The organism is Bradyrhizobium denitrificans (assembly GCF_013179005.1).
Taxonomy (GTDB): Bacteria; Pseudomonadota; Alphaproteobacteria; order Rhizobiales; family Xanthobacteraceae; genus Bradyrhizobium; species Bradyrhizobium denitrificans.
The window spans coordinates 211,416-234,100 of sequence record NZ_JABFDP010000014.1 but is presented as its reverse complement, the minus strand read 5'-3'; the positions used below and the strand labels follow the sequence as shown (position 1 = coordinate 234,100).

General features: G+C 66.2%; 20 protein-coding genes. 8 read left to right on the top strand and 12 right to left on the bottom strand.

Annotated elements, in window-relative coordinates; genetic code table 11:
* Positions 1-157: 157 nt before the first annotated feature.
* The 3 genes from alr to HL671_RS17560 all read right to left on the bottom strand — a co-directional run bounded on the left by alr (position 158) and on the right by HL671_RS17560 (position 4,771).
* Positions 158-1,342: an alanine racemase gene (gene alr, locus HL671_RS17570; RefSeq protein WP_012043891.1), complete on the bottom strand. Its 1,185-nt coding sequence runs from the start codon at positions 1,340-1,342 to the stop codon at positions 158-160.
* A 45-nt stretch (positions 1,343-1,387) separates the two neighbouring features.
* The gene (locus HL671_RS17565) at positions 1,388-2,896 is read right to left on the bottom strand and encodes a replicative DNA helicase (protein ID WP_012043892.1); all 1,509 of its coding nucleotides are present in this window, start codon (positions 2,894-2,896) and stop codon (positions 1,388-1,390) included.
* Positions 2,897-3,520: 624 nt separating this feature from the next.
* Positions 3,521-4,771, bottom strand: coding sequence for an SAM-dependent methyltransferase (locus tag HL671_RS17560; protein WP_172237125.1), 1,251 nt, complete (start codon positions 4,769-4,771; stop codon positions 3,521-3,523).
* 419 nt (positions 4,772-5,190) lie between these two features.
* On the opposite strand from HL671_RS17560, the gene HL671_RS17555 reads away from it, so the two are divergent.
* The gene (locus tag HL671_RS17555) at positions 5,191-6,003 is read left to right on the top strand and encodes a hypothetical protein (protein ID WP_012043895.1); all 813 of its coding nucleotides are present in this window, start codon (positions 5,191-5,193) and stop codon (positions 6,001-6,003) included.
* Positions 6,004-6,069: 66 nt separating this feature from the next.
* Here HL671_RS17555 and rplI read toward each other — a convergent pair whose 3' ends face one another.
* The 4 genes from rplI to rpsF form a co-directional block, all read right to left on the bottom strand.
* On the bottom strand, positions 6,070-6,663 hold the full coding sequence (gene rplI, locus HL671_RS17550) for a 50S ribosomal protein L9 (protein ID WP_012043896.1): 594 nt from the start codon (positions 6,661-6,663) through the stop codon (positions 6,070-6,072).
* Positions 6,664-6,712: 49 nt separating this feature from the next.
* Entirely contained in the window at positions 6,713-7,654 is a 942-nt protein-coding gene (locus HL671_RS17545) for a YybS family protein (RefSeq protein WP_172237124.1), read from the bottom strand.
* A 141-nt stretch (positions 7,655-7,795) separates the two neighbouring features.
* Positions 7,796-8,035 carry a 30S ribosomal protein S18 gene (rpsR, locus tag HL671_RS17540; protein ID WP_008963441.1) on the bottom strand — a complete coding sequence of 80 codons (240 nt, stop codon included), beginning with the start codon at positions 8,033-8,035 and terminating at the stop codon, positions 7,796-7,798.
* Positions 8,036-8,040: 5 nt separating this feature from the next.
* Positions 8,041-8,502, bottom strand: coding sequence for a 30S ribosomal protein S6 (rpsF, locus tag HL671_RS17535; protein ID WP_012043898.1), 462 nt, complete (start codon positions 8,500-8,502; stop codon positions 8,041-8,043).
* A gap of 373 nt (positions 8,503-8,875) precedes the next feature.
* Here rpsF and fabD point away from each other — a divergent pair, with 373 nt between their 5' ends.
* From fabD to gmk, 7 genes are all read left to right on the top strand, one after another.
* Positions 8,876-9,835: an ACP S-malonyltransferase gene (fabD, locus tag HL671_RS17530; RefSeq protein WP_172237123.1), complete on the top strand. Its 960-nt coding sequence runs from the start codon at positions 8,876-8,878 to the stop codon at positions 9,833-9,835.
* 34 nt (positions 9,836-9,869) lie between these two features.
* Positions 9,870-10,607 carry a 3-oxoacyl-[acyl-carrier-protein] reductase gene (gene fabG / locus HL671_RS17525; RefSeq protein ID WP_012043900.1) on the top strand — a complete coding sequence of 246 codons (738 nt, stop codon included), beginning with the start codon at positions 9,870-9,872 and terminating at the stop codon, positions 10,605-10,607.
* A 438-nt stretch (positions 10,608-11,045) separates the two neighbouring features.
* Positions 11,046-11,285 (top strand): acyl carrier protein, encoded by a 240-nt coding sequence (locus HL671_RS17520; protein ID WP_006610957.1) that lies wholly within the window; start codon positions 11,046-11,048, stop codon positions 11,283-11,285.
* A gap of 220 nt (positions 11,286-11,505) precedes the next feature.
* The gene (fabF, locus tag HL671_RS17515) at positions 11,506-12,771 is read left to right on the top strand and encodes a beta-ketoacyl-ACP synthase II (RefSeq protein WP_172237122.1); all 1,266 of its coding nucleotides are present in this window, start codon (positions 11,506-11,508) and stop codon (positions 12,769-12,771) included.
* Between the two features lie 269 nt (positions 12,772-13,040).
* Positions 13,041-14,321: an endolytic transglycosylase MltG gene (gene mltG / locus HL671_RS17510; RefSeq protein WP_041750737.1), complete on the top strand. Its 1,281-nt coding sequence runs from the start codon at positions 13,041-13,043 to the stop codon at positions 14,319-14,321.
* A 123-nt stretch (positions 14,322-14,444) separates the two neighbouring features.
* On the top strand, positions 14,445-15,332 hold the full coding sequence (locus HL671_RS17505) for a YicC/YloC family endoribonuclease (RefSeq protein ID WP_012043903.1): 888 nt from the start codon (positions 14,445-14,447) through the stop codon (positions 15,330-15,332).
* A gap of 3 nt (positions 15,333-15,335) precedes the next feature.
* Positions 15,336-15,995 (top strand): guanylate kinase, encoded by a 660-nt coding sequence (gmk, locus tag HL671_RS17500; protein WP_012043904.1) that lies wholly within the window; start codon positions 15,336-15,338, stop codon positions 15,993-15,995.
* A 9-nt stretch (positions 15,996-16,004) separates the two neighbouring features.
* Here gmk and HL671_RS17495 read toward each other — a convergent pair whose 3' ends face one another.
* From HL671_RS17495 to HL671_RS17475, 5 genes are all read right to left on the bottom strand, one after another.
* Positions 16,005-18,278 (bottom strand): hypothetical protein, encoded by a 2,274-nt coding sequence (locus tag HL671_RS17495; RefSeq protein WP_172237121.1) that lies wholly within the window; start codon positions 18,276-18,278, stop codon positions 16,005-16,007.
* 437 nt (positions 18,279-18,715) lie between these two features.
* On the bottom strand, positions 18,716-19,774 hold the full coding sequence (locus HL671_RS17490) for an alcohol dehydrogenase (RefSeq protein ID WP_172237120.1): 1,059 nt from the start codon (positions 19,772-19,774) through the stop codon (positions 18,716-18,718).
* Between the two features lie 26 nt (positions 19,775-19,800).
* Positions 19,801-20,661, bottom strand: coding sequence for a 16S rRNA (adenine(1518)-N(6)/adenine(1519)-N(6))-dimethyltransferase RsmA (rsmA, locus tag HL671_RS17485; RefSeq protein WP_012043907.1), 861 nt, complete (start codon positions 20,659-20,661; stop codon positions 19,801-19,803).
* Positions 20,658-21,659, bottom strand: a complete 1,002-nt coding sequence (gene pdxA / locus HL671_RS17480; protein WP_172237119.1) for a 4-hydroxythreonine-4-phosphate dehydrogenase PdxA — start codon at positions 21,657-21,659, stop codon at positions 20,658-20,660. The genes rsmA and pdxA overlap by 4 nt, the downstream gene beginning before the upstream one ends.
* Positions 21,659-22,597 carry a SurA N-terminal domain-containing protein gene (locus HL671_RS17475; protein ID WP_012043909.1) on the bottom strand — a complete coding sequence of 313 codons (939 nt, stop codon included), beginning with the start codon at positions 22,595-22,597 and terminating at the stop codon, positions 21,659-21,661. Before HL671_RS17475 ends, pdxA begins: the two co-directional genes overlap by 1 nt.
* Positions 22,598-22,685 lie beyond the last annotated feature (88 nt).

Below are 22,685 nucleotides of genomic sequence, written 5' to 3'. Positions count from 1 at the left end.
TGTCCCCGAACAGGTGTAAGCTATGTCCCCGGGCTGAACAGAAGTGAAGCAATCCAGGGTGGTGGGCGGGATTCTGGATTGCGTCGCTTCGCTCGCAATGACGATGGGGAAGCAGCGGCGGGACGCCAATGCATCCGGCGAGCGTCGCTGCAGGCGATCAGCTCTCCGCCGCCGCCGTGCCACCCTTGTAGATGCGGTGATAGCGGCGGCCGAGATTGGTCATAACCTCGTAGCCGATGGTGCCGAAATGATGCGCGAGTTCGTCGACGGTGATGCCTTCGCCGAGCAGGGTGGCGAAGTGGCCGCGGCGGGCGGCCTTGGGCGGCAGGTCGGTCACGTCGACCGCGATCAGGTCCATCGAGACGCGGCCGGCGACGGGGCAGCGCTGGCCGGCGATGACGACGTCGGCGCCGCGGGTGCCGTCATTGGAACTCGCGGCGCGGAAATAGCCGTCGGCATAGCCGGCCGAGAGGATCGCGATCTTCGTCGGACGGCGCGCGGTCCAGGTGCCGCCATAGCCGACCGTGTCGCCGCGGGCGAGGTCGCGCAGCTGCACGATGCGGGCCTTGATCTCGGCGACCGGCTGCATCGGGTTGTCGGCCTCCGGCGTCGGATTGATCCCGTAGAGCGCCGCACCGGGGCGGACCATGTCGAACTGGAAGGCGGCGCCGAGGAAGATGCCGGAGGAGGCGGCCAGCGCTGCGGGCACGCCAGTGAACACGCTGGCGACCTCGCGGAAGAGGCTGAGCTGGCGCGCATTCGACGGGCTGTTGAGCTGCTCGGCCGAAGCGAGATGGCTCATGATGAGGGTGATGCCGTGGTCGCCGCTCTGGATGCGCGGGATCATGCCCTGGGCGTCGGTCGGCGTGAAGCCGAGCCGGTTCATGCCGGTGTCGACATGGATGGCGGCGCCGCCCTTCCAGCCGGTGCGGCGGCAGAACATGTCCCACTCGGCGAGCTCGTTGAGGTCACCGATCACCGGGCGGCAGTTGATCGCGGCGTAGTCTTCGCCGGTGTTCTGGAAGAAGCCGTCGAGCACGTAGAGCGCCGCGCTGTCGGGCAGGGCGGTGCGTGCGACCTTGGCCTCGCTCAGCGTCGCGACGAAGAACGTCTTGCAGCCGGCTGCGGCCAGCGTGCGCGCCACCTGGGGGATGCCGCAGCCATAGGCGTCGGCCTTGATGACGCCGGCGCATTCGGCCGGCACCGCGGTCTTTTCCAGCTTGCGCCAATTGGCGGCGAGCGCGTCGAGATCGATGGTCAGCACGCCGGTTGCGGCGGCGGGCACCAGATCGTCAACCGCCGCTGCCGGCGACTCGACGGGTTTCGGTTCGGGAACACTCATGGGGCGCTTTTACGCGCCGCAGCGCCCCGGTTCAACAGCACACGGTCAATAGTCGTGATGCTGCGGCGGCAGGCCGTCATGCGCGAGATCGCCGAAGCGGGTGACGGAGGCGTCGAAGTGCAGCTCGACCGTGCCGGTCGGACCGTGACGCTGCTTGCCGATGATCACCTCGGCCTTGCCGAGCGCCAGTTCCATTTCGGTCTGCCACTTCTGGTGCTCCTCGGTGCCGGGACGCGGCTCCTTGGCGGCCAGATAGTACTCGCCGCGATACACAAACAGCACGACGTCGGCGTCCTGCTCGATCGAGCCGGATTCACGAAGGTCGGACAGCTGCGGCCGCTTGTCGTCGCGGTTTTCGACCTGGCGCGACAGCTGCGACAGCGCGATGATCGGAACGTTGAGCTCCTTGGCCAGCGCCTTCAGGCTGGTGGTGATCTCGGTGATTTCCTGCACGCGGTTGTCGCTGCCGCGCTTGCCGGAGCCGGCGAGCAGCTGGATGTAGTCGATCACCAGGAGGTCGAGGCCCTTCTGGCGCTTCAGCCGGCGGGCGCGCGCCATCACCTGCGAGATCGAGATGCCGCCGGTTTCGTCGACATAGAACGGCAGCGACTGCAGCTCGATCGAGCATTCGCGCAGCTTCTCGAAATCGGCCTCGGTGATGCCGCCGCGGCGGATGTGGCTGGAGGGAATGCCGCTGCGCTCGGCGATGATACGGGTGGCGAGCTGTTCGCCGCTCATTTCGCACGAGAAGAACCCGACCACGCCGCCCTGGGCGGCCTTGTAGGTGCCGTCCGGCTGCAGTTCCGGCACATAGGCCTGGGCGACGTTGTAGGCGATGTTGGTGGCAAGCGAGGTCTTGCCCATGCCGGGGCGGCCGGCGAGGATGATCAAGTCGGAGTGCTGCAGGCCGCCCATCTTGGCGTCGAGATCGCGCAGGCCAGTCGAGATGCCCGACAGCTTGCCGTCGCGCTGGAAGGCCTTGGCGGCCATGTCGAGCGCGGTGGTCAGCGCCTGCGAGAATTTCTGGAAGCCGCCATCATAGCGTCCGGACTCGGCGAGCTCGTACAGCCGGCGCTCGGCGTCCTCGATCTGGTTGCGCGGCGCGAAGTCGACCGGCGCGTCATAGGCGACGTTGACCATGTCCTCGCCGATGCCGATCAGGTCGCGCCGCAACGACAGATCGTAGATCGTGCGGCCATAATCCTGCGCGTTGATGATCGTGGTCGCCTCGGCCGCGAGGCGCGCGAGATATTGGCCCACGGTCATGCCGCCGAGATCGACATCGGCGGGCAGGAACGTCTTCAAGGTGACGGGCGTCGCGATCTTGCCCATCCGGATCAGGCTGGAGGCGGTCTCGAAGATGGTCTGATGCAGCGGCTCGAAGAAATGCTTCGGCTCGAGGAAGTCGGACACGCGATAAAACGCGTCGTTATTGACCAGAATAGCCCCGAGCAGACCCTGTTCCGCCTCGATGTTGTGAGGAGGGCTGCGGTAGGCCGGTGTCGCCGCGTCAGCCGGCGCCAGCTTGAAGACGTTCGAATCGGTAAGTGCCATGGCAATTTTTAGCAGCTTTGAAGGGGAGGGGATAAAGCGCCAGTCGCGCGCGAAGCGGAAGCGAAAGCTGGCCTCTATTCACTGTCCGGTAAATTTGGTGGATGAATCCGGACTCGCCAGATGACGTGCTTGACGACCTCGCCTGTGGCAAGGCCGGACGTCCCGGAGCGGAACTCCGGGGCATCGACGCGGAGCGGACGGCAGGTCGCAGTCGGGGAGGCGAGAAGGCGGCCAGTGCGCCTTGGCGCGTGGCGGCTGTCGAAAGATCCGCGCGAGGCGTCAGACCAGCAGCAGATAGAGCAGGGCGATGAGGGAGGCGCCCACGCCGGCGGCAATCAGCGCGTAATCGGTGCTGAAGTCGGTCTGGGGTTCCAGCATGGCTTGGGTCGGGCTCTTGATCATGCCGGGACAATACGGCCGGGCTTTCCCGGGGTCTGTGAGCCAGTTCACAGATCGAACGATTTGTTCGAAAGTTTGAGATGGATGAGGGACAATTCGTGCGGAAGATGCAGGTTGAAGAGCGGGCATCTTGAGATTGAACCAGACGAGGCGTGCGGGACGAGCGGAGACTGCGCGCAGCACCTCCGCCCGTCGCCACGCCATCGCGGAGCGCAGCGGCGCCCGCTACTCGCCCGCCATCCGCAGCGTTGGACGTGTGCCGCGCTCCAGAGTCCGCAGCCTTGCCTCCTCGCGCTGGATGTAGTCGCGCGTCATCGGCACGATGCCCTGGCGCTTGGTCAGCTGGATCTGGAAGTTCATCATGTTCTGTTTGCGGAATGCCATCTCCGAGGCCGCCAGATAGAACTCCCACATCCGAGCAAAGCGCTCGTCATAGAGCTGCACGGCCTCCTCGCGCCGGGCCAGGAACCGCTCGCGCCAGGCTTTCAGCGTGTCGGCATAATGCAGGCGCAGGATCTCGATGTCGCAGACCAGCAGCCCTGCGCGTTCGATCGCCGGCAACACTTCCGACAAAGCGGGGATGTACCCGCCGGGGAAGATGTATTTGGCGATCCACGGATTGGTGGCATCCGGCCCCTCGGAACGGCCGATCGAGTGCAGCACCATGATGCCGTCGTCGTCCAGCAGCTCGGCGCAGCGGCGGAAGAACGTGTCGTAGAAGGCGACTCCGACATGTTCGAACATGCCGACCGACACGATGCGGTCGAACGTGCCGGGGACGTCGCGGTAATCCTGCAGCAGGAAGCGCGCGGATCCCGACAGGTTGCGTTCCGCCGCTCGGGCATTGGCGACCTGCAGCTGCTCGTTCGACAGGGTCACGCCGGTCACGTCGGCTCCGGTCATTGCAGCCAGATAGAGGCCGAGCCCGCCCCAGCCGCAGCCGATGTCCAGGATGCGATCGTTGCGGTCGATCAGCAGTTTGGCGGCGAGATGCCGCTTCTTGGCAAGCTGGGCATCGTCCAGCGTCGCATCCGGCGTTTCGAAATAGGCGCAGGAATATTGCCGGTCGGCGTCGAGGAACAGCGCGTAGAGCCGGCCGTCGAGGTCGTAATGATGCGCCACGTTCTGGCGCGACCGTCCGCGGATGTTGAGTTGGCCCAGGTGCCGGACCAGATAGCGCAGCCACCATTGCGGCTTGGCCCAGTCGGGCACGGCCGCCGGCTGACTCATGACGATCGCCAGGAAGTCCGCGACCGAGCCCTGCTCGATCACGAAGCTGCCGTCCATATAGAGCTCGCCGAGCGCCAGTTCGGGGTTCAGCAACACCCTGCGCTCGGCGTCATGGGTGAGAAATCGCGCTGCGACGGGAACGCCGGTTCCATCCCCACAGCGGAATGTCGTGCCATCCGCGGTCGCAAAGCTGATCGACCCGCGGCAAATGAAACGAGACAAAAGACGACGCAGCAAACGGTCCATCCACACCACCCAACGAGCTTATCCCGTGAGATGCTGACTTTCCCGGCTGTCGCACTCGACGCGTTGAGAACCGATTGGTTCCCATTCATCAGGTCGTTATGTTACGCGGCGGGCATATGAATGCCATTGCGTTTGTGACAAAGCGGTTATTCCGAAATCACATCCCGGGCGGAACAGCTGTGGGGCGGGACATCTGTGCGCTTTCATTCCCTCAGCGATCCGCTAAAACGATGCCGCGCGCGGCCGGTGGTTGGCGGATGTCCGTCATGGGACGGCTGGCGGGGTCGAAGGATCGCCGTCGAGGACCGTGGAGCGGCCGCAAGGCGCGCTGTCACGTTCCGCTGATAGCGAGAGGAACACGGCAGCGGATGTCGCGCTGGCGACGCCGTGTGGGGCGAAACGATAGCTGGAGAATGAGGATGGTGGGCCGAGCGCTCAATCTGGCGACGGTGGTGGCTGCGTTCTGCGTGATGTTTGCGGGCGGGGCCGGCGCGCAGGAAAATCTCGACGCGGGCAAGAGTCCCGCTCAGATCTTCAACGGAACCTGCGTGGTCTGCCACAAATCGCCGCGCGGTCTGGCCAAGAACACGTCGGCGAGCTCGTTGCCCGGCTTTTTGCGGCAGCATTATACGACCAGCCCTGAGATGGCTGGCGTGCTCGCCAACTACCTGATCACCAATGGCGCGGCCGATGCGCGCTCCATGGGACATTCGGGCAAGGATGGAAAAGACGGCAAGGAGACGCGGACCGAACGCCGCGCCCGGTCTGCTGTCAGCGCCGAGCCGTCCGAGGCGAAGCCTGACGATGCGGGCGGCCCGGCCGAGCCGCGCCGCCGGTCCGGCCATCACAAGCGGTCCGAGCGCTCGGCGCCGGCCGAAGGCAAGCCCGAGGCGGTTCCCGAGGCCGGCACGGCCCCGGCCGATGGCGACGGCCAGTCTTCGGCCAAGGGCCGGCATGGCAAGCGCAAGAAGCCGGCGCCGCAGGACGGGGCGGCGGCCGACGACCCCCGCAGCGAGCCGACCGGTGCCACGCGTCCTGCCGCCGCGCGCGACGACAATGCCACGCGCTCCGAACCGCCGCGGGTCGCGCCTGCGACCTCGAGCGAGGCGGCGCCGGCACTGCGCGCCGATCCGGTTCCGCCCGTGACCCCGGCCCCCGCGACGACCCAGGCGGTGCCGACGGCTGCGAGCAGCGCCGACGATGCGTCGGCGCCGTCCTCGCCGTCGCGCTGATGCGGGAAACGAAAAGCCCGGCTCGATGAGCCGGGCTTTGTGGTCTTGCGGGGGCGCTCGTCGCGCTTACTGCGCGGTCTCGCCAGCGGCGGCCTCGTCCTCCTGGGCCTCCGGATCGAAGAACTCGCCGGCGGCGGCGATGGCCTCGGCGGCGGCGTCGCGATCCTCCTGGCGGGTCGAGATGTCCTCGCCGCGCTTGATGCGCTCGGCCTCGTCGGCGCTGCGGGCCACCGTCACGGTCACCGAGGTCTCGACCTCCGGATGGATCGCGATGGTGATCTTCTGCTGGCCGATCGCCTTGATCGGGGCGTCGAGCCAGACCTGCGGACGGCTGACGGTGATGCCGTCGGCGGCGAGCGCGACGACGATGTCACGCACCGAGACCGAGCCGAACAGCTGGCCGGATTCGGACGCCTGGCGGATGATGACGATGTCGCGGCCGTCGATCTTCTCGGCCACCTTGGCGGCCTCGCCCTTGGCCTTGATGTTGTTGGCCTCGAGCTCGGCCTTCATGCCCTCATACTTGGCCTTGTTCTCGGCGGTCGCCCGCAGCGCCTTCTTGCGCTTGAGCAGGAAGTTGCGGGCGAACCCGTCCTTGACCTTCACGATCTCGCCCATCTGGCCGAGCTTGGCGACACGTTCCAGCAGAATGACTTCCATCGATGTTCTCCTTGTGATGTTCGGAAGCGGTTGGTGAGAGGTTGAGCTTTTACGGTACCGGCAACGGCGGCGGCTGCCGCGGCCCGAAGCGGTGACGGAGGTCGAAGGCGGCGTCGGCGATCCCCAGCGCGATCATCGCCAGCATCGGCAGCGGCCAGATGAAGGTGAGCATCAATGCGTAGGCGAGGCCGAGCCAGAGCGGGCGGGTTCGCAACGGCAGCGTGAGCGTATGGAGCACGGCCAGGCCGGTGAGGGCGTAGGCGGTCAGCAGTGCAGCGGCCGCGATCCGCGCCAGCAGGCCGACAACCCCGCCAGGGAAGCAGAACGCGATGATCGCGCACAGCGCGGCAAGCGTCATCGGCGGCAGCTTGGTGTCACGCAGGCGGGGCCAGGGGCGCATCAGGCGACCGGAAATCGCCGTGATCTTCGCCGCAATCACGACGCTGAGCGCGAGGATCGTCGTCATGATCATCGCGGCCAGGGGAGGCGCCACGATCAGGAAGAATTCGACAAGGCGCGGAATGTCGACCGTATCCGGCGGGACGGCGCTGGTGAACACACGCGAGAGCAGGCGCCTCAGGTCATCGTTGGTGGCCGAGACGTCCGTGCCGAAGGCAAACGCAACGATGAGCGTCGCGATGGCCGCGATCCACAGCAGGATGCTGCCGGGGGGGTACCATTCCACGCCATCCTGCGGCTCGGTCATCGGCCGGCCAAGCAGAACGAGATGGCCGAGCCACCAGGCCGGCAGCGCAATCGTGACGGCAAAGGCGACGCCGCGATCCGCGCCGAAAATGGCCAGCACGGCGGCCATGGCCGCGACACCGCCGATGGCGGCGCAGAGACGTCCCCACGAGATGCCCACGACGATCAGCGGCACCGGCGCAAACAGCGCGAGCAGGATCGACATCGCCGCGCCCGACATGGGAGAGGCAAACATGAGCGCCGAGGCGGCGCCTGCGGCGAGCGCGATGAGAAACAGTCCGATCATCAGCTGTCCCGCTCCCTTCGAGCGGTTAGAGGCCAACTCGCCCCAACCATCGGCGACCGGACGACCCGGAAGCCTTATGCGAATTCTGAGTATTCGACACGGGAAATCGGCGGCGCAAGGCCGCCGATTCCTGACCGCCGATCAGCGGATGACGTAAGGCAGCAGGCCGAGGAAGCGAGCGCGCTTGATGGCGCGGGCCAGCTCACGCTGCTTCTTGGCAGACACCGCGGTGATGCGGCTCGGCACGATCTTGCCGCGCTCGGAGACGTAGCGCATCAGCAGCTTGGAGTCCTTGTAGTCGATCTTCGGCGCGTTCGGCCCGGAGAACGGGCAGGTCTTGCGGCGGCGGAAGAACGGGCGACGTGCGGGGGCTTCAGCCATTGATCTTACTCCTCGTCCGCAGTTTCTTCGTCACGGGGCCGGCGCGGGCCACGATCGCCACGGTCACCGCGATCGCCACGGAAGCCGCCGCCATCGCGCTCACCGCGGAAGCCGCCGCCGCGGTCGTCGCGCTCACGGTCGCGATCGGCCTTGCGCATCATCGCCGAAGGGCCTTCCTCGAGCTCGTCGACGCGGACGCTGAGGTAACGGATGACGTCTTCGCTGATCCGCTCCTGACGCTCGATCTCGGCGATCGCCGCCGACGGCGCGTCGATGTTGAGCAGCACGAAGTGCGCCTTGCGGTTCTTGTTCATGCGGTAGGTGAGGGAGCGAACGCCCCAATTCTCAGTCTTGGTGACCTTGCCGCCGAGACCTTCGACGATACCGGTCATCTGAGTCGTCAGTTCTTCCACCTGCTGGGTGCTCGCGTCCTGACGCGCGAGGAAAACATGCTCGTAAAGCGGCATGGCTGTCCTTTCCAAGTTGGCGTAAATCCCGGCGTCAAGCCCTTCGAGCCCTTGTGGAAAGGACTCGCAGACGTCAGCTCAGAAGGCGGGAACACGGGACGACGGGCCGACTGGCCCTGCCACATCAAAGTCGCCTGGAAATCACTGAGATTAGAAAATCGCTGCGATTAGACAGGGAGATTTTGCTGAGACCGTCCGTTCAGCTCCCGGCTCGGGATCCACGGATGGCGCGCCTTATACCGATTTTCGGCCCCAAGGCAAGGGAAAGTGGTCGAATTGCGCCCGTCACGCGCTTGACATCACGGCCTTGGCCAGTGTCTTTCCGGCCAAAGTTACTCAATTCCAGGGATTTTGGAACGTTCAGGGAGCGGCCATGACGGCAGCATTCACTTTTCCGGGGCAAGGGTCCCAGGCCGTCGGCATGGGCAAGGCGTTGGCAGACGCCTTTCCGGTGGCTCGCGCCGTGTTCGAGGAGGTCGATACCGCCCTTGGCGAGAAGCTGACCGCGATCATCTGGGAAGGCCCGGCCGAAACCTTGCAGTTGACGGAAAATGCCCAGCCCGCCCTCATGGCGGTCTCGATGGCGGCCTTGCGGGTGCTCGAGGCCGAGGCCGGGTTCTCGGTCGGCCGTGACGCAGCCTTCGTTGCCGGCCACTCGCTCGGCGAGTATTCGGCGCTTGCGGCAGCCGGCAGCCTCAGCATTGCCGACACCGCCCGCTTGCTGCGGACGCGCGGCCTGGCCATGCAGAAGGCTGTTCCGGTCGGGGTCGGCGCGATGGCCGCGCTGCTCGGGATGGATTACGAGGCTGCGGTGGCGGTGGCCGAGGAGGCTGCTCAAGGCGAGGTCTGCCAGGCGGCGAACGACAATGGCGGCGGCCAGGTGGTCGTTTCCGGCAACAAGGCCGCGGTTGATCGCGCTGTCGACATTGCGCGCGCCAAGGGCGCGAAGCGCGCGATGCTGCTGCCGGTCTCGGCGCCGTTCCACTGCAAGCTGATGCAGCCGGCGGCCGACGTCATGGCAGAGGCGCTGTCGAAAGTGACGATCAAGGCGCCGGCGTCGCCGCTGGTGTCGAACGTGCTCGCGGCACCGATCAGCGACCCCGACGAGATTCGCCGTCGGCTGGTCGAGCAGGTCACGGGCACGGTGCGCTGGCGCGAATCGATCGCCTATATGGCAGGTCAGGGCGTGACGCGCTTTTTCGAGATCGGCGCCGGCAAGGTCCTGAGTGGTCTGGTCAAGCGGATCGCGGATGGTGCGGTCGGCGTCGCGGTCGGCGGTCCGGCGGACATTGCGGCCGCCAAGGACGCGCTGGCCGCGGCCAAAACGGCGTAACCGGCTGCGTGTAGCGGCATTGATGGAGAGTTGAATGTTCGATCTGAGTGGCAGGACCGCGCTGGTCACCGGCGCGACCGGCGGCATCGGCAATGCGATCGCCAAGGCGATGCACGCGCAGGGCGCGACGGTTGCGATTTCCGGCACGCGCCGCGAGGTGCTGGAAACGCTGGCGGGCGAGCTGGGCAGCCGTGTGCATGTGCTGCCCTGCAACCTGTCGGATAGTGCCGAGGTCGAGGCGCTGGTGCCGGCCGCGGAACAGGCCATGGGCCAGGTCGACATTCTCGTGGCCAACGCTGGCATCACGCGTGACAACCTGTTCGTGCAACTGCGTGACGAAGACTGGGACGAGGTCATCAAGGTCAACCTGACCGCGACCTTCCGCCTGTCGCGCGCGGCGACCAAGCTGATGATGCGCAAGCGTTTCGGCCGAATCATCGCGATCACGTCGATCGTCGGCGTGACCGGCAATCCCGGGCAGGGGAATTACACGGCTTCCAAGGCCGGCATCATTGGCATGATCAAGACGCTCGGTGCGGAATATGCCAAGCGTGGCGTGACTGCGAACTGCATTGCGCCTGGCTTCATCAAGACGCCGATGACCGACGCGCTGAACGACAAGCAGCGCGAGACGATCCTGGCCAAGGTGCCTGCGGCGCGACTCGGCACGCCGGAGGATATTGCTGCAGCTGCGGTGTACCTCGCCTCCAACGAGGCGGCCTACGTCACGGGGCAGACCATCCATGTCAACGGCGGCATGGCCATGATCTAAGCGTTTCCCCGGCTCGGAATGCGGCGAAAAGACGTCGCAGTCGACCTCCCGGTCCGAGTCGCCAAGGATTCGCGTGTATGTTAACTGGGCCGCCGATGGGGGCACGAAGAACGCCATTGCAGGATTTCCAAACCCTGTATATTGGCGGGGCGAGCTGCCATCGTTCGCCGGGCCTCCGTCGGCTGGTGCTGCTGATCCGGGTTCCTGTTTGAGCGCTCTGGGTCGGAGGCGTGCCGGACTCGTGGAGTCCTTGAGGATTGGAGTTTGTGAGTGGCCCCGTTTCCGAAGTTTTCGGACCGCAAGTCGTCCGCCAGATTTCGGTAAAGGGGCGCTGCGGGGCAAATCTGGTTTTGCGCGATCGCGAAGGAAGTTTAACGGCCGGGGTGATGCGGATCATCCGGGGGTCGGGTCTTAAAGGAACAAGCACGAGGTTGAACGATGAGTGAGATTGGCGAGCGGGTTAAGAAGATCGTGGTCGAGCACCTTGGTGTCGAGCCCGAGAAAGTGGTCGACAACGCGAGCTTCATTGACGATCTCGGTGCCGACAGCCTCGACACGGTCGAGCTCGTGATGGCCTTCGAGGAAGAGTTCGGTTGCGAGATCCCTGACGACGCCGCGGAGACGATCCTCACCGTCGGCGACGCCACCAAGTTCCTTGAGAAGAACGCCAAGAGCTGATCCTCAGGCGAGCGTTGCGCGAAACCGGCCGGCCCGTCTTGTGCGGCCGACCGGTTTCTTGCTGTTGGCGGCGTCGTAAGGAGTCGTCAGATTGGGCCGGCAGTGCACAATTCGGCTGCACGATCCGGCCAGAACGTGTTGCTCGAAACAATGACCCGAGGTGCGGCGACCGTCATCCGCCGGTCAACAACCGCCCAAGGTCGGGTCTGGAGAAACGAACATGAGGCGGGTTGTCGTCACTGGCCTTGGCATGGTTTCGCCGCTTGGCTGTGGAGTGGAAACGACCTGGCAGCGCATCCTGCAGGGTAAGAGCGGAGCGCGCAAGATCGAGACGTTCGACGTCTCCGATCTGCCGGCCAAGGTGGCTTGCCAGGTGCCGCGTGGTGATGGGACCGACGGCACGTTCAATGCCGACCAGTGGATGGAGCCGAAGGACCAGCGCAAGGTCGACGATTTCATCATCTTCGCGATGGCCGCCGCGCGCCAGGCGCTCGACGATGCCGATTGGCACCCGTCGACGGAAGAGGACCGCTGTGCCACCGGCACCTTGATCGGCTCCGGCATCGGCGGCCTGTCGGGCATCGCCGACACCGCGATTCTCCTGAAGGAGCGCGGTCCGCGGAAGGTGTCGCCCTTCTTCATCCCCGGACGTCTGATCAACCTCGCGTCGGGCTATGTCTCGATCGAGCACGGGCTGAAGGGCCCCAACCATTCGGTGGTCACGGCGTGTTCGACGGGCGCACATGCCATCGGCGACGCCAGCCGTCTGATCGCGCTCGGCGATGCCGACGTCATGGTGGCCGGCGGCACGGAATCGCCGATCTGCCGAATTGGCATGGCCGGCTTCTGCGCGGCGCGGGCGCTGTCCACCGGCTTCAATGAGACGCCGGAGAAGGCTTCGCGTCCCTACGACAAGGATCGCGATGGCTTCGTGATGGGCGAGGGCGCCGGCATCGTGGTGCTCGAGGAATATGAGCACGCGAAGGCGCGCGGCGCCCGGATCTACGCCGAGGTTTGCGGTTACGGGCTATCGGGCGATGCGTATCACATCACCTCGCCATCGCCTGATGGCGACGGCGGTTTCCGCAGCATGAGCGCGGCCATGAAGCGCGCCGGAATCACGGCAGCGGATATCGACTACATCAACGCGCACGGCACCTCGACGCAGGTCGGTGACGAGATCGAACTCGGTGCGGTCGAGCGCCTGCTCGGCAACGCAGCATCGAGGATCTCGATGTCCTCGACCAAATCGTCGATCGGCCATCTGCTCGGCGCTGCGGGGGCCGTCGAAGCGATCTTCAGCATTCTCGCGATTCGGGATAATGTCGCGCCGCCGACAATCAATCTGGAGAACCCGTCGGTCGAGACCGCGATCGACCTCGTGCCGCATAGTGCTCGCAAGCGGGAGATCAACGTGGCGCTGTCGAACTCGTTCGGGTTCGGTGGCACCAATGCTTCGGTGATCTTGCGACGCGTGGTGGGTTAGTGTGGAAGGACGGATGACCGCTGCGACTGCTTGTCGTTTCGTCACGCGGATATCCGACCACAGCCACACTAGAACCCAAGAGTTCGCGTGTCCTCGCAGGACGAGCAGGCTCGATGAGGCACGGAACCGGCCGTCCATGGCCATGAGATCCGGCGAGAACACCTTTTCGCCGCATTCGATGATGAAGCGTGAGGGTGGGCGTAGACGTGACGTCGCCGCGTGGGGAGCGCACGGCGGCGACGAGAGCGACAGCACTGAAGGTTGCATCGATGAGTGAACGGCCGCCCATCTCGCCCCGTAGTCCGCGCGCAGCGCTCGAGCCCGAGCGGGTGCCGCCGCCGCCGCGTCGGTCCGATCGGGCCCGCAATCCGTTCGTCGTCGTCGGCAATGCGATCATCACCCTGCTGCTTCTGGCCATGATCGGAGCGGGGGCTGCGTATTACTACGGACGGCAGATCCTGGAGGCTCCGGGACCGTTGCAGGACGACAAGATCGTCAACATTCCTCAGCGCGCGGGCAAGCGCGACATCGCGGACGTGCTGGCCCGCGAGGGCGTGATCGACGTCAATCCCTGGATCTTCATCGGTGGCGTGTATGCGTTGAAGGCGAGTTCCGACCTCAAGCCCGGCGAGTATGCGTTCCAGAAGAATGCGTCGCTGCGCGACGTGATCGGCGTGATCGTCGAGGGCAAGGTCGTGCAGCATGGGGTCACGATTCCCGAAGGTCTGACCTCCGAGCAGATCGTGGCCCGCCTCTCTGACAACGAGATATTCACCGGCAGTGTCCGTGAAATTCCGCGCGAGGGAACGCTCCTTCCTGAGACCTACAAATTCCCGCGTGGCACGAGTCGCGAGCAGGTCATTCAGCGCATGCAGCAAGCGCAGAAGCGTGTGCTGGCCGAGATCTGGGAGCGCCGCAGCCCTGATTTGCCCGTGCGGACGCCAGAACAGCTGGTGACGCTCGCTTCGATCGTCGAGAAGGAAACCGGCAAGCCGGACGAACGCAGCCGGGTCGCCGCAGTTTTCGTCAATCGCTTGAAGCAGAAGATCAAGCTGCAGTCGGATCCCACGATCATCTACGGTCTCGTCGGAGGCAAGGGGACGCTGGGACGGCCGATCAAGCGCAGCGAAATCACACAGCCTTCGCCGTACAACACCTATGTGATCGAGGGGCTGCCCCCGGGGCCGATCTCAAACCCGGGCCGGGCGTCCCTGGAAGCCACGGCCAACCCGGCGCGGACACGTGACCTCTATTTCGTGGCCGACGGCACCGGTGGTCACGCCTTCACCGAGACCTACGATCTGCATCAGAAGAACGTCGCCAAGCTGCGGGCGATGGAGCGGCAGACCCAGAACGACACGGTCGAGCCTGAGGAGGCGCCGGCGGCCACCGCAGCGGGCGCCGTTGATCCGGCCGCCGCGGCAGCAGCACCGCGTGCGCCGACGGGGGCCAAGAAGCCGCCGGCCAATCGCGCATCGGGCGCTCCGGCGCCTGCTGCGGGCGGCAGGCAGGGCGCGGCGCAATCGAGCCCGCCGGTCGTTCAGCAATAATTGTCCACGCGCCTCGGCCGCGCAGAACCGGGCTTAACATTTGGCCAAAAGGCCGTAAGGTTCGCGCACTTTTGGTGGGGCGAGTCTATCGCCCGTTCCTGATGTGCCGGAGATATTGACGAAATGGCGCTGTCGAGCATGACCGGCTTTGCCCGTAGCCACGGGGCAAGCGGTCCCTACTCGTTCGAGTGGGAATTGAAGTCCGTCAACGCCAAGGGACTGGACGTCCGGGTGCGGCTGCCGCAGGGCTGGGACGAGGTCGAGGCTTTCGCCAAGAAGCGCGCAACCGAAGTGCTGTCCCGCGGCACTGTCTACGCAAACCTGACCGTCAAGCGCACCGAGACTGGCGCGACGGTTCGCATCAACGAGGACGTTCTGGCGGCCGTGGTCAAGGTGGCGAGCTCGCTGTCGGGGCGGATCGACGCGGTCGCCCCAAGCATCGACGGGCTGCTGTCCATCAAGGGTGTGATCGAGGTGGCCGAGCCGGAGAGCGATGAGGCCGAGGACAAGGCCGCCAAGGAAGCTGCCATCGCCGCTTTCGAGACGGCGCTGAAGCATCTGGTGGAAATGCGCCGCCGCGAGGGAGAATCGCTCGGCCAGATTCTCAATCAGCGTGTCGACGAGATCGAGGCGCTGGCGGGCAGGGCGGAAGCCTCGCCCGGACGCAAGCCGGAAGCGATCAAGGCGCGGCTCGCGGAGCAGGTCGCGGCCTTGCTCGAAACCTCCGATCGTTTCGATCCGGACCGCCTGGCGCAAGAGGCGCTACTGATCGCGGCCAAGGCCGACGTCCGCGAGGAGCTCGATCGTATCGCCTCGCATGTCGCGCAGGCCCGCGAGATGCTCGGCAAGGGCGGGCCGGTCGGGCGCCGGCTCGATTTCCTCGCGCAGGAATTCCACCGCGAGGTCAACACCTGCTGTTCGAAGTCGAACGACATCGAGCTGACCAACACGGGACTCGAGCTGAAGACCGTGGTCGAGCAGTTTCGCGAACAGGTTCAGAATCTGGAGTGATCCATGGCGGCTCACGACGGAAGCTTCGACGGGGTGGAACGGCGCGGTCTGATGTTCGTGCTGTCGTCACCTTCTGGGGCGGGCAAGACGACGCTGTCGCGGTTGCTGATCGAGCGCATGCCGGGCCTGCAGATGTCGGTGTCGGCGACGACACGTCCGATGCGCCCTGGTGAGGTCGATGGACGTGACTATCACTTCGTCGACCGTGCGCGCTTCGAGGAGATGGTCAAGCGCAACGAGCTGCTCGAATGGGCGACCGTGTTCGACAACCGCTACGGCACGCCGCGCGCGCCGGTCGAAGCGGCTCTTTCGGCCGGCCAGGATGTTCTGTTCGACATCGATTGGCAGGGCACGCAACAGCTGCGCGAGAAAGCGCGACAGGATGTCGTCAGCGTGTTCATCCTGCCGCCATCCGCTGCCGATCTCGAGAAGCGGCTGCATACGCGCGCGCAGGATTCCGACGAGGTCATTCGCGGGCGCATGAGCCGGGCCAGCCACGAGATGAGCCACTGGGCCGAGTACGACTACATCGTCATCAACCGCAATGTCGACGACGCCTTTGCCGAAGTGCAGTCGATCCTGAAGGCCGAGCGGCTCAAGCGCGAGCGTCGGACCGGATTGACGACCTTCGTGCGTGAGCTGCAGGGCCAGCTTGAAGGCTGACGCGTGGGCTCAGGCTCGGCGTCCGAGCCGCGCCAGGATGTCCTGAATACCGTCGAGCGACTCATCCTGCTGGATGTTGCGCGGCCGCGGCCGCAACGCCTGAGGGCGCGGAATGAAGTCGAGCGGCGGTGTCGCCGCATCCTCGACCGGAGGCGGGACGAACAGCGCACGTTGCGGCGGTTGGCGTCGTGACGGCTCGCGGACGGCAGGGGCCGGCGGCAGCGAAGGCCGTGATTCCAACATACTCAACAGCTGCGCCGCCGGATCGTCCTGCTCGGTGGCGATCTGCTGCTGCGTCTGTGGTGCGAACGCCTCGTCGCGCGCGTCGGAGCCATCTGCTTCCAGTTCGTCTTGCGCCAACGCGAAGCGGGACTCCAGGAGGTTGATCAAGGCCGCGGCGGGATCGTCGAGGTCAGCGTCGTCGCTGTGAGGCGCCGCGGGCTCCGGCCCGAAGGTCGAGGCGTCCTGCGGCTGCTGGGGTGTCTGCCGCGCCGCATGGGCGCGGAGCGTCTCGATCAGCGCAGCCGCCGGATCCGCGGATGAAGCTGCACTGGCGGCGACCGCGTCGGTGGACATCGCAGGCCTCGGGGGCGCTGCGGCGTGTCCGTTGCGGAGGCGATCGACCACGGACGGCGCTGGCGGCGCGGCCTGCGATGCGCCGATGTCGGCGGCGGGTAAGGCGTCCGCCATTTCGGGCGTGGACGGTTGCGATGCGCGTCGCTTGGCCGCGCGGGACACCAGAAGGGCGGCAATCACCTTCGCCGCATCCACCGGTGCGGCGCCTGGCGTCTGCGACGCGGCATTGCCGGTGCGGGCCTTGCGCAGCGCCGATACGATCTCAGCGACATCCACCGGGGCGGGCGGGGGCGCCGGCGCAGCCGGCGCGCCCATCTGGGACGGTGCCGCAGAAGCGGGGGCCGCGATCTGCGCATCAGGCGCTTGCGCGCCCGGCCAGGTCGCAGCGGGGCGGGTCTGGGCGGACCAGCCCTGGGGGGCCATCTCGGCCGAAGACACGCTGGCCTTGGCAGCGGCCGCTGGCGGGGCCGCAAACGCGGGCGCTGTTGTTGGCGGGACCGCAGGGGCGATCTGGGCTGAGGGGATCGGCATGTCGGCCGATGTCATCGATCCCTGCGCCATCGATCCCTGGGTCTGGACGCCTTGTGAGAGGACGGCCTGCGCCATCATTGCGGAGTGGCGCCCCGCGGCACGGGCCGCGAGATCATCGGCGGCCTGCCAGACAGCCTCGGCTGGTTGCAGCTTCGGCAACTCGGCTGCCTGATCCCAATCGTGTCGGCTGGGAACGTCGTTCGAATGATCCTGATAGGGGGCGGGCGCCGCGGCTCGGGGCCTCGCGCCGGCCTGATCCTGTGTCGCGGCGGACAGCCGCGCGCTGGCGAGGTCGAGCGCCGATGCCGTCTCCTGGGTCCGAAAGCCGTCGCCCGCGCCAGATCCGTTGCGAGCGCTGCGCTGACCGAAGGCTGGCGCTTTTGCTTTTGTCCGCGGCTTCGCGCGCGAGCGCCGGGTCCGTGCCGCCATTTGCCATTCCGCGCCGCGGCGCCGCTTCCGTCCCATCCGGCTGAGACGGTAGAGGGCGCTGGCCAGCAGGCCGGAGATCGCGAGGGCGCCGAACACCACCAGCATCAGCACGTGGATGGGCGCTTCCGGCTTGGTGGACTTCGACGTCGCCGTCACCGGCCCTTCAGCCGGCGGCGCTGCATTGGAGTCCAGTTCAACGTTATCGTCCGCGGCGATCGCCGCTGCCGGCTGTGAATCGGATATCGCCGGCTCGGTCTGCGGCGGCGGCGATGACGGCCATGGCGAGGCGTCGAGACTGCGCGGCAGGTTGGCGTCGGAGGCCGTCAATGTGGTCGGCGTGATCGCGACATTCTGCGGCTTCGGCGTGCCACGGATGGCAAGGTCCGTGCGGACACGCGGCTGAGGCGCTTCAGCCAGGGCTTCGGCGTTGGCGCGAGGCGCTGGGCCATCGGTTCGTTTTGCGGTCAGCTTGGGCGGCGCAGGCTGGGCAAAGTCCCAGGGAGCCGGCTGCTGCGGTGTCCGCGGTGGGGCCGCGATGTCACGGGTGTTCCCGTTGGCGTCCTTCAGATACCAGCAGCGCCGATTGGTGCCGCGATCGAAGCGATAGTACCAGCGTTGCGCGTCGGACTTCTCGCCGGTCGGCTCAGTGAGGCAGTCATCCGCAGCGATGGATACGCGCGGCGACACGGCAATCACGACGATTCCGGCTGCAATGGCGAATGCAACTCCTGCCGTTCGGCTTGCCATTGGTGACTCCGGATACGCGACGCAACGGCGCGTTCTCGGAAAGAAGTTAGGTCGCAATGAGCCCCAATTCCGGATTAATTCTGACTGGCCGTTTTCATTGTGGACTGAGGCATTTTTTCCACAAGCAGATCGCCATGTAGGCTCCGCTGCTGGATCACATGGGAGCAGGCTGCGTGCTTGGCTCCACCGCGCGGCCACCATTTGTGGACAAATGAGCCGCGTCGATCGATGTCGCACGTAACCCCACCCAGACACCGCTGAGGCTGCTGCCGGATCAGCGCGCGCGACGCCTCCGCTGCGTTCCGCTACGACGGCGCGCTCGCGTTCGGCCGCGCGGCTCCGACCGCGAGCCGACGGCGCTTGTCGTTGCCGATGCTGTTTCGCGCGCGGCTCGGAGCCGCGTGCACACGGCATCTACAATGCGATGGATGGACTCATCAGTTGGTCAGCACCACGCGTCCGACGACATGGCCGGCACGGAGCTCATCGATCCACTTCTGCACGTCGGCCATCGGCGCCTCGCGCATCGGCGGCGGCTTGATCTTGCCGGCGCGGGCCAGGGCCATCAGCTCATGACCTTCGGCGAGCGTACCGACCATGAAGCCCTCGATGGTCATGCGCTTGTACACCCACTGCACCATCGGCAAGGTGAACTGGCCGCCCATCAGGCCGGACACGACGATCTTGCCGCCGCGAGCCACGACCGACACGGCAAACGCCATCGACTTCTCATTGCCGGCGAAGTCGACGACCTCGTCGAAGCCGCCCTCGGTCTCCTTGAGGATGCGCTTGATCACATCCGGCTCGGCCGGATCATAGGCCGTGGCCGCCCCGTTCTTCAGCGCGGTGTCGCGCGCGGCAGCCGAGAGATCGGCGACCGAGATCGGCTGCTTGAACATCGCCTGCGCGAACGACAGTCCCATCATGCCGACGCCGCCGAGTCCGATCAGCAGCAAATTGCGCTGCCGCGGCCGGTCGACGAGACGCTTGAGCGCGCCATAGGCTGTGACACCGGAGCACATCAGGGTCGCCGCCTGATTGACCGGCAGCGGATCATATTCGAGCAGGTACTTCGCGTCGGGCACCAGCACGTGGGTGGCGAAGCCACCGTCGATCGAGACTCCGAGGAAACGCTGCTTGGCGCACAAATTCTCGTCGCCATTGGCGCAGTCGCGGCACTGGCCGCAGCCGATCCATGGAAACACGGCGCGCCGGGCGCCGATCAGGTCCTTCGGCACGTCGGGTCCGACCTCGTCGACGACGCCGGCGATCTCATGTCCGAGCGTGAAGGGCAGGGTCATGCCGCGGGTCGTGTCGAGGCGCTTGCCGCCGCCGAGGTCGGCATAGCCATCCTGGATGTGCAGGTCGGAATGGCACAGGCCGCAGCGTTCGATGCGCACGAGAACTTCCCGGCCCTGCGGCTTCGGTGTCTCGACGATCGTCTCGCACAGCGGTGCATCGAATTTGACGAGCGACTGACGACGCATCAACGCCATGAGAAATCTCCCTGAAATGCTTGTTGTTAGGTCTTGTTATCGTCGCGACTATTGGTCAATTCGCGCGCCATGGCAACAAAGCCCGACACCGGAATGGTCTCGGCGCGGCGCGTCGGATCGACGCCGGCCGCTGCGGCCAGCCGCGCGGGATCCGTCGGCAGCGACTTCAGGCTCTGGCGCAGCATCTTGCGGCGCTGGCCGAACGCGGCGGCGGCGACCTGCTCGAGCGCGCGGCGGTCGCACGGCTCCGGGGCCGTGCGCGGCACCAGCCGCACCACCGATGAGGTCACCTTCGGCGGCGGCACGAAGGCCGAGGGCGAGATGTCGAACAGGATCTTGGTCTCGCAGCGCCAATTGGCGAGCACGCCGAGCCGGCCATAGGCTTCCTCGTTCTCGCGCGCGACGATCCGCTCGGCGACCTCGCGCTGGAACATCAGCACCATCATGTCGTACCAGGGCGGCCATGGTTCGGCCGAGAGCCAGCCGATCAGCAGATGCGTCGCGATGTTGTAGGGCAGGTTGGCGACGATCTTGGCCTTGGTGCTGCCGAGATAGGGCCGGACGTCGAAGGTGCGGGCATCGGTGCAGACGATCTCGAGCCGTCCCGGATAACGCTCCGCGATCGCCTGCAGCGCCGGGATCGCGCGCTCATCGTGCTCGACGGCGATGACGTGGCGGGCGCCGAGCGCGAGCAGCGCCCGCGTCAGGCCGCCCGGGCCCGGACCGATCTCGACCACAGTGGCGTCCTCCAGCGGGCCGGCGGCCCGGGCAATTCGCGCGGTGAGATTGAGATCGAGCAGGAAGTTCTGGCCGAGTGCCTTGCGCGCCGACAGCTGATGCTCGCGAATGACCTCGCGCAGGGGCGGCAGGTCGTCGATCGCGCTCATGCCGCTTGGCTGGCCATGCGCGCGGCAAGCCGGAGGGCAGCGATCAGGCTGGCCGGATTGGCCGTGCCCTTGCCGGCGATGCCGAAGGCCGTGCCGTGGTCCGGCGAGGTGCGGATGAAGGGCAGGCCGAGCGTCACATTGACGCCCTCGTCGAAGGCCAGCGTCTTGATCGGGATCAGCGCCTGATCGTGATACATGCAGATGGCGCAATCATAGGTCTTGCGCGCGGCGTCATGGAACATCGTATCGGCCGGCAGCGGTCCTTGCACGTCGAGGCCGGCATTGCGCAGGGTCGCGATCGCCGGCGCGATGATCGTGTCCTCCTCCGTGCCCATCGTGCCGTCCTCGCCGGCGTGAGGATTGAGGCCCGACAAGGCGATGCGCGGCCGCGACAGGCCGAAATAGCGCCGCAGGCTCGCCGCGACGATCCGGGTCGTGGAGGTGATCAGCGGGCTCGTCAGCTGCTCGATCGCCTCGCGCAGCGCCACATGGATCGTCACCGGCACGACGGCGAGCGTCGGCGACCACAGCATCATGACGGGCTGCGGGACCACCCCGCCATCGGCGGCGAGCTCGGCGAGATACTCGGTGTGCCCGGGGTGCGTAAAACCGGCGCGGTAGAGGATGGCCTTGGCGATCGGATTGGTCACGACGGCGCTCGCCCGTCCGGCCTTGACGTCGAGGACAGCCTGGCGGATCGAGCCGATCGTGGCTTCTGCGCTCGTGACGTCGGGACGGCCGGGTTGTGCGGTGACGCGATGCCCGGTGGGCACGACCGGCAGCGCCTTGGAGAATATCTCGACGGCCTGTCCGGGATGTGTCTCCGTCACCGGAACATCGAGGCCCAGCAGCGCCGCTCGCTGGCTGATGAAGCCGGGATCCCCGAGCAGATAGAACGCCGGAAGTCCAAGCTCGGTGCGACGCAGCCACGCCTGCAAGGTGATGTCGGGGCCGATGCCTGCAGGTTCGCCCAATGTGAGCGCGAGGGGCTTGCTCATCAGCGATATTCGATCATCGCCGCCTTGCGGACTTCCTGCAGATAGGCCTTGGACGTCGCCTCGTATTTCTTGGTGTACATCTCCTCGCGGATCTGACGCTTTTTCGGCGTGTCGACCGTCGTCGGGGTGCGGGCGCACAGCGCGACCATCTGGATTCCCTGCTTGGTCGCTTCGGGCGGCGTGAGATGTCCGATCGGGGTGTCGTCGAGCAATTTGCGGAGGTTCGGCGGAATGTCGGCGGACGTCTTGACGACGATTTCCTTGATCACGGCGTTCGCGGTGGTCTTGAAGACATTGTTGGCGTCGGCGCAGGTCTGCACCCGCGCGCGCAGGGCTTCCGCCTCCTTGTGCCGCGCTTCCATCACCGCTTGGTTCGACGAGTTTGAAACGATCAGCACGATCGGCTGCATCTTGTATTCGAAGGCCTGGCCCTGCTGGTCGGAATCGCCGCCGGCCGCAGCAACCGCCGCGGCAACGTCCTTGTCGGACACCAGCAGGCGTTCCTTGTAGCGGCCGCGGACCAGGCTGGTCCAGACGATCTCGGCCTTGATGCGCGCCTTGAGCGTCTCAGGGCGCACGCCCTGGCTCTCCAGCGATTTCGTCAGCTGTTCGGCATTGAGCCGCATGCGCGAGCCCATGCCGGCGAACGACTGGTCGACGTCGGAGGCCGTCGGTTCGACCCCGAACTTCTTGCCTTCCTTGATCTTCACCTTGTCGTCGATCAGCTCGTTGATGACCTCCTGCCGGCTCTGCTGCTTTCGCGTGCTGAGGAAGTTGAGCTTCATCCGCTGCTCAATGTCGTAATCGGTGATGGGATCACCATTCACCATCACGACGATGCTCTGGGCCTGAGCGGGGATCAGCCCGGCACCCGATGCCAGCACCGCAAGACTGCAGATGGCCAGGGCCCGAAGGCGGGAAGAGAACGCGATCGTCATGACCAAGCTTCGCTGTTCGCAATGAGTCCAACCAGAAGCGGCGCGACGGCTCTCTGTCGGGACCTCTCGGACCACGGGACCTCTCGGA

Coding starts and splice junctions, on each gene's coding strand:
- alr (WP_012043891.1), bottom strand. CDS start 1,342: ATGAGTGTTCCCGAACCGAAACCCGTCGAGTCGCCGGCAGCGGCGGTT.
- HL671_RS17565 (WP_012043892.1), bottom strand. CDS start 2,896: ATGGCACTTACCGATTCGAACGTCTTCAAGCTGGCGCCGGCTGACGCG.
- HL671_RS17560 (WP_172237125.1), bottom strand. CDS start 4,771: ATGGACCGTTTGCTGCGTCGTCTTTTGTCTCGTTTCATTTGCCGCGGG.
- HL671_RS17555 (WP_012043895.1), top strand. CDS start 5,191: ATGGTGGGCCGAGCGCTCAATCTGGCGACGGTGGTGGCTGCGTTCTGC.
- rplI (WP_012043896.1), bottom strand. CDS start 6,663: ATGGAAGTCATTCTGCTGGAACGTGTCGCCAAGCTCGGCCAGATGGGC.
- HL671_RS17545 (WP_172237124.1), bottom strand. CDS start 7,654: ATGATCGGACTGTTTCTCATCGCGCTCGCCGCAGGCGCCGCCTCGGCG.
- rpsR (WP_008963441.1), bottom strand. CDS start 8,035: ATGGCTGAAGCCCCCGCACGTCGCCCGTTCTTCCGCCGCCGCAAGACC.
- rpsF (WP_012043898.1), bottom strand. CDS start 8,502: ATGCCGCTTTACGAGCATGTTTTCCTCGCGCGTCAGGACGCGAGCACC.
- fabD (WP_172237123.1), top strand. CDS start 8,876: ATGACGGCAGCATTCACTTTTCCGGGGCAAGGGTCCCAGGCCGTCGGC.
- fabG (WP_012043900.1), top strand. CDS start 9,870: ATGTTCGATCTGAGTGGCAGGACCGCGCTGGTCACCGGCGCGACCGGC.
- HL671_RS17520 (WP_006610957.1), top strand. CDS start 11,046: ATGAGTGAGATTGGCGAGCGGGTTAAGAAGATCGTGGTCGAGCACCTT.
- fabF (WP_172237122.1), top strand. CDS start 11,506: ATGAGGCGGGTTGTCGTCACTGGCCTTGGCATGGTTTCGCCGCTTGGC.
- mltG (WP_041750737.1), top strand. CDS start 13,041: ATGAGTGAACGGCCGCCCATCTCGCCCCGTAGTCCGCGCGCAGCGCTC.
- HL671_RS17505 (WP_012043903.1), top strand. CDS start 14,445: ATGGCGCTGTCGAGCATGACCGGCTTTGCCCGTAGCCACGGGGCAAGC.
- gmk (WP_012043904.1), top strand. CDS start 15,336: ATGGCGGCTCACGACGGAAGCTTCGACGGGGTGGAACGGCGCGGTCTG.
- HL671_RS17495 (WP_172237121.1), bottom strand. CDS start 18,278: ATGGCAAGCCGAACGGCAGGAGTTGCATTCGCCATTGCAGCCGGAATC.
- HL671_RS17490 (WP_172237120.1), bottom strand. CDS start 19,774: ATGGCGTTGATGCGTCGTCAGTCGCTCGTCAAATTCGATGCACCGCTG.
- rsmA (WP_012043907.1), bottom strand. CDS start 20,661: ATGAGCGCGATCGACGACCTGCCGCCCCTGCGCGAGGTCATTCGCGAG.
- pdxA (WP_172237119.1), bottom strand. CDS start 21,659: ATGAGCAAGCCCCTCGCGCTCACATTGGGCGAACCTGCAGGCATCGGC.
- HL671_RS17475 (WP_012043909.1), bottom strand. CDS start 22,597: ATGACGATCGCGTTCTCTTCCCGCCTTCGGGCCCTGGCCATCTGCAGT.